Source organism: Limnothrix sp. HT2024 (assembly GCF_059138625.1).
The window spans coordinates 440,264-457,582 of the sequence record NZ_CM181121.1; the positions used below are offsets into that span (position 1 = coordinate 440,264).

The following is a 17,319-nucleotide window of genomic DNA, read 5'->3' on the forward strand; positions in this document are numbered from 1 at the left end:
CAAACTACCAGCGCCCAAATTCTTAACGCTCAAGCCACGAACACTCAAACCACTAGCGCTCAAACCGCACATCCACATCCGGTTCACTTTCGGATCGGTTAGTGGGCCGGTTAGCAGGTCGATTGGTCGGCGGGGTTGCCCGTTCCGGCCCCGGGCCCGGAGCTTGCACCTGTTCCTCAAGCTGTTGCGTAGTGGCCAGAAATTGCCCCAGCGCTGTAATAATCACCCGCAAGCTGCTGCGAAATTGTGGATCGCCCGTCAGCTCATCCAAATCACTGGTGATTTTTTCAAGATTTTGGAGGGTCGATCGCGCGGAATTCACCGTTTGCTGCAACATCAACAGACTTTGGGGACTCTTAATCGCCCCCGTGATGTCCCGCAAATTGGCCGCCGTTTGGGCCGCATTTTCCGTCAGCGCATCCAAATTTTGCAAGAGGTTGCTGCCGCGTAACTGACGCATGGCCGGCGCAACCTCTCCCAACGCGTTGCGCAGACTCGCGCTGGTTTCCGCCAAGCTGGTTAACGTTCGGCTCAAATTCCCCCGGTTACTGACAATTAGCCCATTAACGCTCGTACTGGTTTGCTCCAGGGAATTGGCGGTGCGAACAATGGCCGTGGTGGTGTTGCCCGTGGCGCGATTAATGGTGTCCGAGGTGCGGGTAATGGAACGGGCGGTGTTGCCAAAGGTGCGCACCTCCTGCTGAAGGGTTCGTGCCAAACTGGCTGCATCCCGACTGAGCTGGCGAATTTCGACCGTGGTGGCGTTGAGGTTACCCATGGCTCGATCGACCTTGCCTTGAAACGTCGGATCCGTAATCAAATCCGCAATTTTGACGATCGCCCGAATCAACGATCCGTAGTTAATCGGCGGGCTGCCCACCAGGCGATCGCCCCCACAAAGCAACAACTGGGAATCACAGTCCCCTTGGGTTGGCCCCGGCCCCACCGTGGGCACTGGGTGGTTGTCGTTGAGGGGGCGAATGGCCAACGAGGCTTCGCCAATCAACCCGGTGCGATCGACTTCCGCCGAAGACTGGCGAGGCATTCGTAACTCCGGATTTTCAATCTCAATCACCACATCAACCGAATTGGAAGCCGCCTGAATCGCCGTCACCTTGCCAACCGGCACCCCACGAAACAGAACCGACGAGCCAACCTTTAGCCCATCGGCATTGGCAAACTCAACAATTAAACGATAGGGACGACGACCCAAATAGGTTTCACTGAGCCACAGACTCAGCACCGCAACCAGCCCCAGTCCCAATAGCACCAGCAGACCAACGGCCCCCTCTCGGACAGTGCGCGATCGCATGGTAAATGGTCTCCTAATGGCACTGGTTAGAGCAATTCAATAGACTAAGTAGCAGTTGGATCACGATCAGCCACACCAGTAGTCAACAGTAGTCAACAGCGCAGGGATAAAAGATGGAGATCTCCAGGAAAGCTTAAACAGAGGCACAGCTCAGAGGATGTCTGAAAAGCCAAAATTGCTACTCTGTATGCTCCAGCGATCAACGCAAACAAGGGGCTTAAGCCCCTTGCCCCCACGATAATTGATGCTTGGCCCGTACTGAAAGATGCTTCTCAGACATCCTCTCAGGCAGACCCACGCCCCAGCCGTTCCCCTCCAGTTCATCGCTCCCCAGTCATCACTCTCAGGCAATGACTCCAGGGTGACCCCCGATCGGCGGACTCAGCCCAAGCCAATGGTAGGGGCTAGCCTCCGCTTGTCCTCAAATCCAATCAAGACCGGTCAGATCAGACCCAGAATGAATCAAAGACGGCTCCGATGTCTAGCGGCAGATCTTGACCACAGGGATCCTAGCCAAGTCTGGGCCATGGCATTTGGCGATGGCGCTTGGCCAGAATCATCTGGGCCGGAATTGCTCTGGAAGCCTTAAGGATTCCGGACGCTGTTCCCCAATCTGCGAAACGAGGGATAACCTACCCTAAATCCTTGCTGAAATTGCCCCGATCGCCTGTGTTCTCCCTCACAGGCCGGCAGAGAATGTCAGCTAAGATTCTGGGAGGTTCAACAGGTTCAGGTTTGATCGCTTCCTTGGGCAACCCCCACCCGCCATCGGTTCCGATTCATCAAAAACAGTTAGTGCCCAATTGAGTCAGATTAGGTCAATATAGTTGTCGGGTCATAACCTGGCACGATCGGGGCCCAACGGGTCAAAATCGAAGTCACCCAGCGCTGCTGGAATTTCACGCTTGCTGATCGATCGGTCTGAATCAATCCGTTATCCGAATTCAGGATCTGGATCCAGGGGGTGCGGAGCCGCTCAGGGCCCGACACTGGCTTTGGCATCTGAGGCGAGGATCTGGGTCGAGGATCTGGGTCAAAGCTCCAGGTCGATGAAAATTTTAGAATTGCCCAAATGCTATCCCAGACTACAAATCTGACGGCAATCGGGACAAGCTTTGATTTAAATCACCTCGCCTGTGCGAATGCGGCTTTACTCTAGTTTTGGTTTAACCAAGCTCTACCTGGGTGACAGTCCAACCACCTTGCATCTTGCGAATCCCTGTGCATCAATTGGCCTAACGCAAAGTCAATCTAGAGCTTCAAGCCGAGATTCCTCACTGGGAATTCTTGCTGAAAATTCTAGAGATGCATTCTTCAGCAATGCAATCTATGCCCAGGGCCGAGCTGCGACCGTCGGTTGTTTTCGGCAATGCTTTCGGCAAACATCGTTGGTCATGCTCTGTATGAATTCCGCCTGAATCTCCATCTGCTGACCCACCGCAATGTTTTCCCCAGTCATGCGACCGATCGCGCTAGGCTGTATGGCATCGGGGAGCGTCACTCTGCACTGAAATTTGGCTTATCCGCTTACCCATGTCCAGTCCGAACAGCCAGTTCCAGATCCGCTTTTGGGGTGTTCGTGGCAGTATTCCCTGCCCGGGCCCTGAGACGGTTAAATACGGCGGTAACACCCCCTGTGTCGAAATGCGCGTGGGCGATCGTCGGTTGATTTTTGATGGTGGTACGGGGTTAAGGGTCTTGGGGCAATCCATGCTAGCCGAGATGCCCGTTGAAGCCCACATGTTCTTCACCCACAGTCATTGGGACCACATTCAAGGCTTCCCGTTCTTCGTGCCTGCTTTTATCAAGGGCAATCGCTTCCACATCTATGGAGCGCCCGCGCCCAATGGGGCGACGATTAAGCAGCGCATGAATGACCAAATGTTGCATCCCAACTTCCCGGTTCCTCTGCAAGTGATGGGGGCGGATTTGGCGTTCTATGACATGCAGGTGGGAGACACGATCTCAATCGATGATCTGCATGTGGAAAATGCGTCTCTCAATCACCCCGGCGAAGCGGTGGGCTATCGCATCACCTGGCAAGGGCGGGTTGTGGCTTACGTCACCGATACGGAACATTTTTCCGATCGCCTGGATGAGAACGTGCTGCACCTGGCCAAGGATGCGGATGTGCTGATTTACGATGCCACCTACACCGACGATGAATACCATTCGCCTAAGACCAGCAAGGTGGGCTGGGGCCATTCCACCTGGCAAGAGGCGGTGAAGGTGGCGAAGGCGGCCAATGTTGACCAGTTGGTCATTTTCCATCATGATCCTCTGCACACGGATGCCTTCTTGGATGAGATGGGTCGGCAGGCGGCGGCGGCTTTCCCCCATGCGTTGATTGCGATGGAGGGGATGACAATTCAACTGACCCCCCGACGACCAGAACAACCGACCATTCGCCCAGAGGTGACGGTGCTCGCCTAGATGACTGACAGCCATCCCTAGATTGCATACCTGGATTAAGCTGAAATTGCCCCGATCGGGCCTTGAGCTAGGAAGTCTTGAGCTGATGGGTCTTTGATCTGGCCAGTCTTGAGCTAGCAGGTCTTGAGCTAGGTGATGCATCGGAGTCATGAACCTGGATCTAGGTCTAGGTCATCGCTCTAGGTTGTCGATCGATTGAGAGGGCGCAGCTCGCAGGAGTTTGTTGTTCGGGGAGCTTAGAGAGTCCTATTGGTCTGGATCACGTCTGCACTGGATTCGGTACTGTCGCCGACCACGATCGCGCTTGGTAATTTTGATGGTGTGCATCGGGGTCACCAACGGGTAATTGCGCCTATTTTGAATGGCCCGGCGATCGACCCAAGTGATTCTGCCGCTGAGCCAGGTTCGATGCCGGTGAGTACGGTGGTTTCCTTTTCGCCCCACCCCAAGGCGTTTTTCAGTGGGCGATCGCACCCTTTGCTCACGCCGATGGATGAGAAGGCGCAGGTGCTCGATCGGCTGGGAATTGAGCAATTTGTGGTTCTGCCCTTTGGGCGATCGCTGGCGGATTTGACCCCTGAGGATTTTACGGTGGAGATCCTAATTCGGGGCTTGCAGGCCCGGGCGATCGCCGTGGGGGCAGATTTTCATTTTGGCCGGGGGCGATCGGGAACGGCCGATCGCCTGCGGGAAATTGCCGCCGAATTTGGCGTGCCGGTCAAAATCGTGTCGCTGATGTCTGACCAAGAGGGCCGCATCAGCAGTTCCCGGATTCGGGCCGCTCTCTTGGATGGGGATTTGTACAAGGCCCAAGAACTCCTGGGTCGGCCCTACGCGATTACTGGACGGGTGGAAGCGGGTCAACAACTGGGGCGGCAATTGGGCTTCCCAACGGCCAACCTAGCCATTTCCCCCGAAAAACTACTGCCCCGATTGGGGGTCTATGCGGTGCGGGTCACCTTGGCCGATGGTTCCGTGGGGCCGGGGGTCACGAATATTGGTCGGCGGCCGACGGTGGGAGAACAAGCGGCGGTGACCGTGGAGGTGCATCTGCTGGACTGGTCAGGGGATTTGTATGGACAATGGGTGACGATCGAGTTAGTGGATTTTCTGCGCCTAGAGCAGCGGTTTGCCTCTTTGGCAGACCTGAAAACTCAAATTGAGCAGGATCGTGAACAGGCCCGCGATCGCCTCACTGCTGTTCCCTTAAGTTAAGCTGACGGGAGGTTTTCCCAGTCCCTCCGATGAATTCAGACAAACCGTTCCATGGCTGGCAGATGGCTTGGGGCCGCACCCTTGGGGCCGCACCCTTGGGGCTGCACCCTTGGAGCTGAAGTGATGGAGCTGGCTTTGCCAAGTCAGGCCAAATTTTAGGATTGAATCATGGGTGAAAGTTCGCCAACGCTCGAATCGCATAAACAGGCGCTGCAAGCACTTCAGAACAATCTCCAACGGGCGATCGTTGGCAAAGATGAAGCGATCCAGCTTGTGTTGGTGGCGCTGCTGGGGGGCGGCCATGCGCTGCTAGAGGATGTGCCCGGAGTGGGCAAAACGCTGTTGGCCAAGTCCCTGGCGCGATCGATTGATGGCAAGTTCCAGCGCTTGCAATGCACCCCCGACCTGTTGCCCGCTGACGTGACCGGTACCAATATTTGGAACCCCCAAAAGGGGCAATTCGAGTTTGTGGCGGGGCCCGCTTTCAGCAATGTGTTGTTGGCCGATGAAATTAACCGGGCCACACCGCGCACTCAAGCGGCGTTGTTGGAAGTGATGGAAGAGCGACAGGTGACCTTGGATGGGTTGTCGCGGCCCGTGCCGGAGCCGTTTTTTGTGATTGCGACCCAAAACCCGATCGAGTATCAAGGGACATTTCCGCTTCCGGAAGCCCAAATGGATCGCTTTGCCCTGTCCTTTTCCCTAGGCTATCCGTCGGCGGAAGATGAACTGCGGATGTTGCAGCGACACCAGATGGGGGCGATCGACCAAGATTTGCAACCCTGCATTACGCTGGAGTCGGTGCGGGAACTGCAAAAAGCCTGTCGCCAAGTGCAGGTTTCCGCCGCAGTCCAGGACTATATCCTGCGCCTGGTGCGATCGACCCGCCAAGATGACGAAATCACCCTTGGAGTCAGTCCCCGGGGCGCGGTTGCCATGCAACGTTCCGCCCAAGCCCTCGCCTTCTTGCAAAATCGGGATTATATTTTGCCCGATGACGTGAAACAATTGGCGCTCTCGGTTTTGGCACACCGCTTGATTCCCGCTGGGGGCAAAAACGCCCGTACTGTGGTTGATCGGCTCTTGCAAACGATTTCCGTAGACTAGCTCCCACCCATTCCTTTTCTCTAAATCCTTCACGGCAACCATCGGGCATGGCAGACAGCAAATTTGGGCATCTCATCCGATCGCGGCGTGCATCCTGGGGGATTGCGCTCCTGCTGGCACTGCTGGCCATGCTGTTTGGGGTCGGGCTGGCCCGGGCGATCGCGCCTAGTTCGCTCCCGATCACGGATTTTGATCGATCGGTCATCGCCCAAGCCGAGCGATCGGTGTTAATCGACCCCAACGGCGACATCGATCGCGTTGCGCCCTCTTTCACGCTGGGGCGAGAACTGTACCTGGAAAATTGTGCCTCCTGCCATATCGGCGTGCCCCCAGGATTAATGCCCAGTCAGGTTTGGCGAAATCTAATTCGCGATCGCGACCACTACGGAACCACCATTGAGACACCCCGAGATCCCAGCCTCCAAATCATTTGGAACTATTTGAAAGAATATTCACGCCCCGCCGAAAATAACGAACAAATTAACTACCGCGTTGGCAGAACCACCACTTTCAAGGCTTTGCACCCTCGCGTCCAGCTACCAGACCCCGTTCAACTCAGCACCTGCATTCGTTGCCATCCCCGCGCTGACTTCTTTAATTTCCGTGCCCTCTCTCCCGATTGGGAAAATGCACCTTAGGGAATGCGAAAAAAGCTAAACCTGAATTTCTCGGCTACCCCGATTGGCGATCGTGAATCCAATGATCGATGCTGATACAGCCTTTACCTCAAACGATTGGTACGTCAGATCGCAGATGATACGAAGCTGTTAGTCGGTGGGCATTGCTCACCCTACAGTCTGCTGTACTTATTAAGCGAGGTAAGGGCTGTATCAATTAGGGACTCTTAATTCCGGATTTCAATGTAGCCCATCACTTTCACCTATTCAATTCTGTTACTTGTTTATTCCTTCTCCAACTATGTAATCAGTAGTCGATTGAGCGGATTCTTGTAATTTAGAAGACAAGTGCTGATTGCCCAGTTGGAAATAATTCGCTGGAAAAACGGGCCGCCGCTGTTTTGTTATTGGTTTTAAAGTGTTGAATACACGATCCCAAAAGTCTTGAATACCGTAATTTCCATTGAAGCCAGTATGATGAAGATCGTGAAAATCAGATGAAATAAAGAAAATCGACAATGAGCTATGGCCTTCTAGATTGTAGATGTTACCTATAATCGTCCATGCACAGAGTTGAGTGATGTCATACCCAAATATAAAAATAGGCAGAAGATCTGTCAAAGTGGTGATGATGTATTCAAGAAAATTTTTATGTCCAGCAACAAAGCTAGAAGCATCACGAAATTCATGATGTTTCAGATGAATTTTTATAAAAGGCTTTCTGTGAAGTAGCCAGTGCGAAATATAAAAACAAAAGTCTGCAATAACAATTCTCATTAGGAACCATCCAACGTTCAGCATTAGGCTGTTACCCCTGTGAACTTCCGGAGCTAGGTAGAGAATGATAAATGCTGCAATCAAAGATTTCAGCTCGCCAAAAATAACTGATTTTGCCGTAAAAACAGGAAATGGCTGTTCCTTGACTTTGACAACTCTCGCAATGAGTTTTCCTTTCAAGACATCATTTTTCTTGATGACTTTTTCAATTAGGATACCAATTCCATAAAAGGAAACAGAACCAACCGCCCAGTAAAGTAGAATTTGATTTAGAAAGGAAATTTCAACATTTCCCAAAAAGTAAAAAAATAGTTGATGAAGCAGTGTGCAAGCAATTGCGATCTTGATATAGAATTCGATGCCGGGGGCAAAATCAAGAAGTTTCCGCATTGACTTTTCAAATAATTGATCTTGGCAAAAGTTTGTTGTGTGGCAGAGTGGCGCAGCTCTTCTTGATTTTATCTGAAACCAATAGCAAATCAATGAATTGTTTACGTCTAACAACATTCACTGTTTTTACTTAACTATGTGAAATTTGATCGCCGTGGATATTGAGTAGCCGATCGCACAGGGCGCAATTAGCCCGCCAGGCCGCACGAGTTCACGGCAGCAATCGAAATAGTTGATGTAGTTTTTCTTGTCCGCATCGATGAAGGCAAAGTCAAACTCATCGGCGCGCCCTTCGGTCAAGAGGCGATCGAGCGTGGTCAGGGCTGGGGCAATTTTCAGGGTAATTTTGTGATCAATGCCGGCCTGCTGCCAAAATTCTTGGGCGATCGCGGTGTCGCTGGGGTTGATGTCGCAGGCAATGATTTCCCCTTGCTCCGGCATCGTGAGGGCCACACAAAGGGTGCTGTAGCCGGTGAAGGTGCCAATTTCGATCGCCCGTTGTACCCCCAATAGTTGCACCAGCAAAGCCATGAATTGCCCTTGCTCCGGCGCAATTTGCTGAATGGCAGGCTGTTACTGCGCGTAGCTCCTGCAAGATAGCTGGCTCGCGGAGGGAAACCGCTAACAGGTAGTCATAGAGGCGATCGGTGAGTTCCAGCGTCCGAGGTGACATGGCAATTATTGTGATGGGTTGTGAAAAATACGGTCTTTATATTTTTATGTCTAAATTCATTCACGCAAAGACCGTTTTTCATTTGATGTGTCATATTGAATCTTTCGGTTGGCTTTTAATACGTTAATAATGCTGAATTGATTCTAAATTAATATCACATCAAATTCTTTTGAATAAAACCCAAGATTTTGCTTTCTTGCAATGAACTCATGCATGGGGTAACTGAGCTGATGATGGTTCCCCAAAAAACTTTAGCTATTCGCTAGGGAGCTTGTGCAATGTCTGATCTCAACGGCGTGATGATGCAGTACTTTCACTGGTATTTGCCCCCGGATGGCAATCTGTGGAATCAGTTAGCAGAAAATGCTGAGGCCCTAGCCAAGGTTGGTATTACTTCCCTGTGGTTGCCTCCTGCTTATAAATGCGCAGGTGGTGGCTACGATGTGGGCTATGGTGTCTATGACATTTTTGATTTGGGTGAGTTTGATCAAAAAGGATCAGTTCGCACCAAATATGGCACAAAAGATGAATATCTCAAGGCGATCGCTGCTGTTCAGCGCGCTGGAATGCAGGTCTATGCGGACGTTGTTCTAAACCATAAACTGGGAGCCGATCACCCCGAAGACGCAGAAGCAACCCCCCTGAATCCAGACGATCGCAACCACCCGATCGGTGATTATCAAACCATTAAAGCCTGGACGCATTTTACATTTCCCGGCCGTAATGGAATGTATTCCACAATGGAATGGCATTGGTGGCATTTTGATGCCGTGGATTACAATGCCGACAATGAATCTGAACACGCCATTTATCTATTCAAAGACAAGTCCTTTGAAGATCAAGTTGACCTAGAAAAGGGTAACTTTGACTATTTGATGGGCTGTGATTTGGACATGGAGAACGCGGAGGTGCGCGATGAGCTAAATCGTTGGGGGCTTTGGTATGTTGATTTGACCAATGTTGATGGTTTTCGGTTCGATGCTGTGAAACACATCAAAGCCAACTTCTTTTCTGAGTGGCTGAATTATTTGAGAAAAAAAACAGGTCGGCGATTATTTGCTGTGGGTGAATACTGGTCCTATGAAGTAGAGGCGCTGAATCATTTTATTGAAGTGACCGGCGGCGATATTACGCTGTTTGATGCCCCGCTGCACTACAACTTTAGTGCAGCCAGTGTTGCAGGAAACGACTACGATTTACGGCAAATTTTTGACAATACCCTAGTTCAGCAGCAGCCATCGTTAGCGGTGACGCTCGTTGACAATCATGATTCTCAACCGCTGCAATCGCTAGAGTCAGTGGTTGAAGCTTGGTTTAAACCCTTAGCTTATGCCTTGATTTTGCTAAGGCGCGATGGGTATCCTTGCATTTTTTATGCTGATTATTATGGTGCTCATTACACCGACAATGGCCAAGATGGTGGGGAATATGAAATTTGGCTGGATAGCCATCAATGGTTGATTGATAAGTTTTTGTGGGCGCGTCAAACCTATGCCTATGGTGAACAGTTTGACTATTTTGATCACGCCAATACCATTGGATGGACAAGGCTAGGGGATGCAGAACATCCAGGAGGAATGGCCGTTCTTTTGAGCAATGGAGATGCGGGTACTAAGTCTATGGAAGTTGGGCAAAAGAACTGTACCTATATTGATTTGACTGAGCATATTAGCGAGCCAGTGCTAACGAATGACGAGGGTTGGGGCGAATTTCGTTGTGAAGGTGGCTCTGTTTCGGTATGGGTTCCCGCTGGACAGGACTAAAGCCTGCCGTCATTTGCTGGGGTAAAGCTGAAATGGTTAATTTTTCATACCCCAGTCGTCGTAACAAGGGGCTTAAGCCCCTTGCTGCCCAACGATCCACTCACAGTGGAATCAGAGTTTTAGGCGAAACGACAACAAGCCCTAAGCCCCTTGCTGCCCAACGATCCACTCACAGTGGAATCAGAGTTTTGGACGAAATAATGACACCCCCTAAGGCTCTGGGGTCAAATTTGAACTGAGTATCGATCGCTGTAGGTCGAGCCTTAGCTTGAAACACCTTGGTGTATGTCTCCGTTATCCCAAGAGCGACTGGTAACCGATTCCATCACTCAGGATGCTGGGTTGGGCTGCGATCGCTAGAACCGACGCTCAAGGATTTTTTGAATATTGGGAAGGGCTGCTTCGATTGATGCTAAGTCCGCAACAGTTTGTTGCCAGCTCTCTCGTTGAGCCAATCGTTCTGACCAGGCTTTTAAGTGTGGATAGTTCTCGAGAGGTAGGGAAGGAATTAAGGTTCCAGCTACAACATCTGCGAGTGTCAATTCTTCGTTGACAAAGTAGGTTTTTCCATTGAGTAGTTTTTCCAAGAACTGCAAGGCGATCGCGATTCGCTGTTGAGCGGCTTCTAGCTTCCAAGGCTCAACGTCTAACCCTACCAAGGGTCGGGTTAGGGGAATTGTGGCTGGTTGAAGTTCAACTACGGTAATCGTTTCAACCATCCGCACAATTGCGATCGCCTCGGGGGCACTAGGCATTAACGATGGCGTGGGATGCTTTGCCTCTAGGTAGTCTAAAATTGCTAAGGACTCGACCACCCGAAATCCATCATCAACGATTACAGGAACTCGCTGAAGTGGATTAATTGCTGTGAAGTCATCGTGAAATTGATCTCCATCTAAGTTCACCAAAGTTGGCTCAAAGAGAATTTGCTTTTCCAGCAGTGCAACCCAAACTCGGCGGGCATTGACTGAAATTGGATTGAAATAAAACTTCAACATAGAGCCTGCACCTCTACGAATATTTTAGGCTTTTACTAATATTTTAGGCCTTGCATTCCGCTTGACTAGGCAGATGGTTCTGATTAGGGGTTTAGGAAACAGCCAATTCAGTTTTCTCTTGAAATTGTTCGATGAGCAAGCGGGTGATTTGTCCGTTGTTGGATGATGGGATTCACATAGCCCGCCAGCTTGATGGGTGTAAGGGCTGCGTACAAGCCAACCAGGCTGGCAATTATGGCATGGCTGCGAGCTTGATCTGCACCCGATCGAGCGGATTCTAGGCGCATCTAGCCGCTGTAGTAGTAGCCTCGCGAATTCTGACAACTATCGAGATTAGTTTGTTGGGCGATCGCAACGAGTTCTTCCCAGGTTCCGCGCTGCCAGTCATCCAGTTGGGTAGTCACACTAGCTATTGATAATATTGATCAATGAAATTCCGTCGGCTCTGATATTTTGTAAGAGTGGATGGTGTTCCCAATCTAGCTGATTTTCTAGCCAGAAGATGGGGCAGATGACTAATTCGTAGTCTAGACAGAGATCGGTGATGAACTGGGTTCGGTCTTGTTCTTGTAGTCGATCGATTTTGGTGGCCTGGTCGCGCAGAACAATCAGCACATCGAGATCGGAGTCTGGTTGGGCATCGCCTCGGGCTTGGGAACCGAAGAGGATCAGATGGGCTAGGCGATCGCCGTAGATGTTGAGTAAGTTATCGCGCAGGGCGATCGCAATTTGACCCAGGTGAGGATGGCGAGATTGACCGACAAGCGATCGCATCAGCATCGCGTCCTGATTGGTTGAGTTTGGGGCGATCGGGGAGGTTGGCATGGTCAACCCTCAAGAGTGGGGTGAAGGGTAAATCACTCGGGCAGTGTTTAGGATGTTTTGGCGACGTAACCAGTTGTCGCTCCGCTCGATCGCGGCTTTTACCAACAAGTCAACGGGACGGCTGAATAGTGCTCCGAGTTCATCACGGATTTGCAGGGTTTCCGTGAGGCCCCGTTGGGCGGTGGGGGCAAAGCTGACTAAAACATCGGTGTCGCTGTCGGAGCGAAAGTCGTCGCGCAACACTGAGCCAAACAGGGCAAATTCGGTGATCTGCCAGCGATCTCATAGTTCAGCAATCTGCTCGATCGGAACTTCCATTTGGTTAGTTACTTTTATTTCACTCAAAATCATAGCGTACTTATCATTTTAGGCAAGGACTTTCAAGTCAGTTCCTATTCGCGACGGAGTAGTGAGAGTTGCCTACCCTACTAGCTCTAAGCTCAAGCGACTAGCTAAAGTCATAAGGATACCTTTGAGTTGGATTTTCATGTTTTTAACCGTCATCTCTATATTTTTCGTTGTTATCTTGACAATATTTTTTCACTTCGGATATCCAAGAGTCATACCAATACCAAGTACCTGCCACTTCTATTCCAAACCCTTTCTCCTTGTTTTTGGCATCCCTAGATTTCCAAAGTCGAGTATGCTCATGCTGGTTGAACTTGCAATAACCCTGACTTTGCATTAGCGTGACAATCTGCCCAGGAAGATACTTGGGTGGTTCTTTATGTTTGATCACAACTTGCTCTTTACTTTTTCCTTCTGCCTCTGGAGAGTTAGAGGGAATAAATTCAATGACTTGACATGCTTGATTCTTATGATTGACTAGTCTTTTAGTATAATGGACGCGACATTCATATTTCATACTATTGCGTTGATTGTCAGGTATTTCAGAATCAAAATCGCTGATAAAAGTAGATATGTTTTTTGGTAAATCTGTAAATTCTTGCAACTGACTGAGATGATCTTCTCCAATCGTGGAAAACTGCAATGAAAATGCCAAATGTTTATCAATACCAAATCTTATCCCAAAAAGACCTTTAATATAATCATTGTAGTTAAGACAGCATGCCTGAAACTTTGAACTTAAATAATCATCAATTTTGGTTGTCATTTGGTGTTCTATTTCGTGTCGTAATCCTATCAAGAAAATTAAGTTGGATTTTGTTGCACTGTCTATAGGACTAATGCTTACATTCAGGCACTTCTCCAGCTCCCAAAATTTGTATGCCCCCTTTTTGGTTTTGTCAAACTTCTTCTTTCTTCCATGAATCTCGTGATATCTATAATCAATATTTTTGTGCTTATAATAAGCGTGCAAAAGGTATGTCCATGCAATTATTGCCAAAACAACAAAAGTTTCTGATTTAAATTGTATGTTTGGGTTGTTAAATACTTGAACTGCTGTCAACATTGCTTCTCTTGATTTAGTCAGTAGCTCTGTTTTTACTGATCCGATTTTTTTGCGTTTTCTTACCATCTTGGAAAAGCAACTCCTCTTACCTTGATTTTTAAGCGATATGCAAGCTTAAAATGAAAAACCAATGGTCACTGGTTTTAATGACCTTGAATATACTACCTAAACTTCAGGAGAGTTGCGCGGCCGATCGCACTTCGGCCGCGCACCCTCACCTGATCCTTACCGATCGCCCCTATTCAAAGCCCTCGACCGGCGCAAAGCCTTGGCGCTGGACGTTTTCCGTCACCACACGCGGCTCCAGGAATTGCAACAGATAGTCCGGGCCGCCCGCCTTCGAGCCAACCCCCGAGAGCTTGAACCCACCGAACGGTTGCCGCGCCACGATCGCCCCCGTAATGTTCCGGTTGATATATAAGTTACCCACCTCGAACTCCCGGGCCGCTCGATCGATGTGCGACGGCGTGCGGGAATAAAGCCCCCCCGTCAGCGCAAATTGCGTCCCGTTCGCGATCGCCAGGGCTTGCTCGAACGTCTCCGCCTTAATCACCGCCAACACCGGCCCAAAGATCTCCTCCTGGGCGATCGCCGCCGTCGGGGGCACATCGCGAAACACCGTCGGCCCCACAAAGTAGCCACCCTCGGGGGCCGGCAGCTCGATCGCCAGGGTCGATTCCGCCTTGCCCTTGGCGATGTAGTCGCGGATCCGAGCCTGGGACGTGCCATCAATCACCGGCCCCACCTTGACGCTCGGATCATCCGCCGGGCCGATGTTCAGGGACTTCACCGCCTCCACCAGCCGCTCCACAAACGCCTCGTAAATCGGCGCCAGCACGATCGCCCGGGAGCAAGCGGAACACTTTTGGCCGCTGTAGCCAAAGGCCGAATCCACCACGCCCTGCACCGCCTGATCCAGGTCGGCGCTCTCATCCACGACGATCGCATTTTTGCCGCCCATCTCCGCGATCACCCGCTTCAGGTGCTTCTGACCCGGTTGCAAAATCGCCGCGTTGGCATAGATCCAGCAGCCCACTTCCTGGGAGCCGGTGAAGACGATCGTATGCACATCCGGGTGCTTGACCATGTGCGCCCCCGCCGTCGAACCGCGCGCCGGAACGTATTGCAGCACGCCATCGGGAATGCCCGCTTCCACCAGAATTTCAATGAATTTGGCGGCAATCACCGACGAGGTTTCGGCGGGTTTCAGGATCGTGCAATTGCCCGTCACCAGCGAAGCCACGGTCATGCCCACGGGAATCGCCAGGGGAAAATTCCAGGGCGAAATCACCAACGTGATTCCCTTCGGTTGGTAGGCGTAGCGGTTGGTTTCGCCGGGGTAGTCGTAGGCTGTGCCCGCCTCCAGCCGCTCCATTTCGTCGGCGTAGTAGCGACAAAAGTCGATCGCCTCGGATACTTCGGGATCCGCTTGGCGCAAGGCTTTGCCCACTTCCAAGCAAACCCAAGCCGACAACTCCGCCCGCCGCGCTTCCATCAGGTCGGCCGCCTTCCGCAAAATCGCTGCTCGTTCCTTGGCCGGTGTGGCTTTCCAGGCCGGGAAAGCCGCCTTGGCCGCCGCGATCGCCTCGTCGGCCTGCTCAATGCTGGCGAGGCCCACCTTGCCGATCAACTCCTGGGGCTTCGAGGGATTTTCCGAGGCGATCGTTTCGCTGGTTTCCACGCGCCGACCGGCAATCAACGGCCGGTAAAGCTGCCCCAACTGAGACCGCACCTGGGCGATCGCCGCCAACGCCGGATCTCGCAACACCTGCCGCGAATAGTCCGTATCGGGCGCATTCTCAAAGGGAACCGCCGTTTCATAGGCCGCATCATTCGGCTGCGGCGCGGCGGCCAGCTCGTCCAATTCCCGCTCGCCCAGGCTGCTTTGGCGCAAAAACGACGAGTTGGCCGTGTTCTCCAGCAGCCGCCGAATCAGATACGCCATGCCGGGGATCAAGTCGCCGTAGGGGCAATAGACCCGCACCCGATAGCCCTTGTCCGCCAGGGTTTTGCCCAGTTTGTCCGCCATCCCGTAGAGCACTTGCAGCTCAAAGGCCCGCCGGGGTGCGCCCACCTTTTCCGCCACGGCGATCGCCTTCGCGGCCGATCGGGCATTGTGGGTTCCCAGCGCCGCATACAAGTGAGCATGGCTCTCCAGCAGCAGTTGGGTCATCGCTTCGTAGTTAGCATCCGTCGCCGCCTTGTCGTTAAACACCGGCTGGGGCCAATCCTTTTGCACCGATTGGATCGTTTCCTGATCCCAATAGGCTCCCTTCACCAGCCGCACGGTCACGGGTGTGCCGCGCTCCTTGGCCCAGGCCACCACGCCCTGCAAATCCTGGTACGAGTCGCGCAAATAGGCTTGCAGCGTCAGGCCAATGTCCGTGCGATCGCGGAACTCCGGCTCCAGCAACACCGCCTTCAACGCCGCCAGCGTCGCATCCTTATATTTGTATTGCTCCATGTCGAAGTGCACCGCCGCGCCCAGTTCCTTGGCCCGCCGCAGCAACACCCGCGCCCGATCGGCCGTTTTCGCCTGGGATCCCGCCACATCCAGCGGGTCAAACTGGGAATAGAACGCCGTCAGCTTCACGGACACTTGCACCTTGGGCAGGGGCTGACCGTCCGCCTCATCGATTTGGGCGATCGTTGGCCAGCGCTGGGCCGCCGTCGCCAACTGCGCCATCAACTCCAAATAGCGATCGAGGTACTGTTGCGCCTCCACTTCCGTGATCACCGCCTCACCGAGCAGATCGACGGTGAAGGCCATTTTGTCCTTGCGCAATCGCTCGATCGTCCGAATCGCCTGCTCGATCGTCTCGCCAGAAATGTACTTCTGCGCCAGCGTCTTCACGGCCGTACTCACGGTCGTCGCCGCCACCTGACCCGGCATCGATCGCGGGTCAGAAAAATTCAGCAAGTTCTTCAGCAGATCGGGCAACTCCACTGCTTCGGTGGTCAGGTATTCCCGCAGGTGAGCCGCAATTTCGGGGTTTGATTGCAAGGCAGGCAGGCAGTCGATGAACCGAAACAATTGGACTTTCAAGCCGGGATTGCTCATGGTCCAATCCATCAGCTTGTCATCGAGCTTCATCTGGTCGCGCATTTGGGCCAGGAAGCCTTTTTTGGTTTGGGTCGCCTGGATCAAGTCACGGGCGATCGACTGGGTGCGGTCTTCGTAAGGATTGGGGACAGTTGCAACCACGGTGTGCGAGCCTCTCAAAGCGTTCCGGTGCTTATCTTCCATTCTAGGAAGTCCAACGGACGGTGCTTAAAGCGACAGCAAGGGTGCAAGGGGCGATCGTCCAAATCGATCGCGATGTACAAATAGATAGGACTTCCAACTTAGGGCCCAATCATTAAGCCTGCCCCCAATGAATGATTGGATGGAGGAGCTGGTATAACGGACTATATTGCCGAACCACCAAATTACCAGTAATAAAGTAATAAAAGGTATGTTGAAGCAGCCGTTGAAGATTCCAATTTCTCAATCAGACCTGATTGCTTTTTGCCACAAATGGCAGATTCAAGAGCTGGCTTTCTTTGGTTCTGTGCTGCGAGATGACTTTAGACCAGACAGTGATGTTGATGTCATGGTCAGTTTTGAGAACAATTCACCTTTGGGAATTCTAGAGCTGGTTCAGATGAAGCGCGAACTTCAGACGTTACTAGGACGCAAGGTTGATTTATTGACCAAAAAATTGATCAAGCAAAGTCATAACTGGATTCGCCGAAAGGAAATTCTAGAAATAGCTGAGGTTGTTAATATTGCGTGATAGCAGCAGAAGATGAAAA

The 17,319-nt window shown here is 51.7% G+C and carries 14 protein-coding genes; 6 read left to right on the forward strand and 8 right to left on the reverse strand.

The genetic code is table 11. The features are described from left to right. Positions 1-52: 52 nt before the first annotated feature. Entirely contained in the window at positions 53-1,312 is a 1,260-nt protein-coding gene (locus AC2IAX_RS01855; protein WP_494389075.1) for an MlaD family protein, read from the reverse strand. A gap of 1,533 nt (positions 1,313-2,845) precedes the next feature. Here AC2IAX_RS01855 and AC2IAX_RS01860 point away from each other — a divergent pair. The 4 genes from AC2IAX_RS01860 (at position 2,846) to AC2IAX_RS01875 (ending at position 6,705) form a co-directional block, all read left to right on the forward strand. Then, positions 2,846-3,745 (forward strand): MBL fold metallo-hydrolase, encoded by a 900-nt coding sequence (locus tag AC2IAX_RS01860; protein WP_494389076.1) that lies wholly within the window; start codon positions 2,846-2,848, stop codon positions 3,743-3,745. A 249-nt stretch (positions 3,746-3,994) separates the two neighbouring features. Continuing rightward, positions 3,995-4,960 (forward strand): bifunctional riboflavin kinase/FAD synthetase, encoded by a 966-nt coding sequence (locus tag AC2IAX_RS01865; RefSeq protein ID WP_494389077.1) that lies wholly within the window; start codon positions 3,995-3,997, stop codon positions 4,958-4,960. Between the two features lie 168 nt (positions 4,961-5,128). After that, positions 5,129-6,067 carry an AAA family ATPase gene (locus AC2IAX_RS01870; protein ID WP_494389078.1) on the forward strand — a complete coding sequence of 313 codons (939 nt, stop codon included), beginning with the start codon at positions 5,129-5,131 and terminating at the stop codon, positions 6,065-6,067. 47 nt (positions 6,068-6,114) lie between these two features. After that, the gene (locus AC2IAX_RS01875) at positions 6,115-6,705 is read left to right on the forward strand and encodes a diheme cytochrome C (RefSeq protein ID WP_494389079.1); all 591 of its coding nucleotides are present in this window, start codon (positions 6,115-6,117) and stop codon (positions 6,703-6,705) included. A 255-nt stretch (positions 6,706-6,960) separates the two neighbouring features. Here AC2IAX_RS01875 and AC2IAX_RS01880 read toward each other — a convergent pair whose 3' ends face one another. Further along, on the reverse strand, positions 6,961-7,968 hold the full coding sequence (locus tag AC2IAX_RS01880) for a sterol desaturase family protein (protein WP_494389080.1): 1,008 nt from the start codon (positions 7,966-7,968) through the stop codon (positions 6,961-6,963). A 9-nt stretch (positions 7,969-7,977) separates the two neighbouring features. Continuing rightward, positions 7,978-8,382 carry a class I SAM-dependent methyltransferase gene (locus AC2IAX_RS01885; RefSeq protein WP_494389081.1) on the reverse strand — a complete coding sequence of 135 codons (405 nt, stop codon included), beginning with the start codon at positions 8,380-8,382 and terminating at the stop codon, positions 7,978-7,980. A gap of 420 nt (positions 8,383-8,802) precedes the next feature. Here AC2IAX_RS01885 and AC2IAX_RS01890 point away from each other — a divergent pair, with 420 nt between their 5' ends. Beyond that, positions 8,803-10,287, forward strand: a complete 1,485-nt coding sequence (locus AC2IAX_RS01890) for an alpha-amylase (RefSeq protein ID WP_494389082.1) — start codon at positions 8,803-8,805, stop codon at positions 10,285-10,287. A 356-nt stretch (positions 10,288-10,643) separates the two neighbouring features. Here AC2IAX_RS01890 and AC2IAX_RS01895 read toward each other — a convergent pair whose 3' ends face one another. The 5 genes from AC2IAX_RS01895 to pruA form a co-directional block, all read right to left on the reverse strand. Next, the gene (locus tag AC2IAX_RS01895; RefSeq protein ID WP_494389083.1) at positions 10,644-11,285 is read right to left on the reverse strand and encodes a glutathione S-transferase family protein; all 642 of its coding nucleotides are present in this window, start codon (positions 11,283-11,285) and stop codon (positions 10,644-10,646) included. Positions 11,286-11,690: 405 nt separating this feature from the next. After that, positions 11,691-12,110 carry a nucleotidyltransferase domain-containing protein gene (locus tag AC2IAX_RS01900; protein ID WP_494389084.1) on the reverse strand — a complete coding sequence of 140 codons (420 nt, stop codon included), beginning with the start codon at positions 12,108-12,110 and terminating at the stop codon, positions 11,691-11,693. 9 nt (positions 12,111-12,119) lie between these two features. Beyond that, entirely contained in the window at positions 12,120-12,380 is a 261-nt protein-coding gene (locus tag AC2IAX_RS01905; protein WP_494390254.1) for a nucleotidyltransferase family protein, read from the reverse strand. A gap of 223 nt (positions 12,381-12,603) precedes the next feature. After that, a complete protein-coding gene (locus AC2IAX_RS01910) occupies positions 12,604-13,590 on the reverse strand; it encodes a DUF3644 domain-containing protein (protein WP_494389085.1) in 987 nt (328 codons plus the stop codon). 172 nt (positions 13,591-13,762) lie between these two features. Then, positions 13,763-16,771, reverse strand: a complete 3,009-nt coding sequence (gene pruA, locus AC2IAX_RS01915; RefSeq protein WP_494389086.1) for an L-glutamate gamma-semialdehyde dehydrogenase — start codon at positions 16,769-16,771, stop codon at positions 13,763-13,765. A gap of 208 nt (positions 16,772-16,979) precedes the next feature. Between pruA and AC2IAX_RS01920 the strand changes: the two genes are divergently transcribed. Beyond that, positions 16,980-17,300 (forward strand): nucleotidyltransferase family protein, encoded by a 321-nt coding sequence (locus AC2IAX_RS01920; RefSeq protein ID WP_494389087.1) that lies wholly within the window; start codon positions 16,980-16,982, stop codon positions 17,298-17,300. Positions 17,301-17,319 lie beyond the last annotated feature (19 nt).